The 375-nt window shown below is 54.9% G+C and carries 1 rRNA gene; it reads left to right on the plus strand.

The annotated features are described in order from the left end of the window. Nucleotides 1-375 (plus strand): 23S ribosomal RNA (locus BHE89_RS21955); the annotation flags it as partial.

A 375-nucleotide genomic window follows, 5' to 3' on the forward strand; every position in this document is an offset into this window, starting at 1 on the left:
GATCCGGTGGTTCTGAATGGAAGGGCCATCGCTCAACGGATAAAAGGTACTCCGGGGATAACAGGCTGATACCGCCCAAGAGTTCATATCGACGGCGGTGTTTGGCACCTCGATGTCGGCTCATCACATCCTGGGGCTGAAGTAGGTCCCAAGGGTATGGCTGTTCGCCATTTAAAAGTGGTACGCGAGCTGGGTTTAGAAACGTCGTGAGACAGTTCGGTCCCTATCTGCCGTGGGCGTTGGAAGATTGAGAGGGGTTGCTCCTAGTACGAGAGGACCGGAGTGAACGCACCACTGGTGTTCGGGTTGTCATGCCAATGGCATTGCCCGGTAGCTAAGTGCGGAAGAGATAACCGCTGAAAGCATCTAAGCGGG

The sequence above is a fragment of the Shigella sp. FC1967 genome (genome assembly GCF_001743005.1).
Taxonomy (GTDB): Bacteria; Pseudomonadota; Gammaproteobacteria; order Enterobacterales; family Enterobacteriaceae; genus Proteus.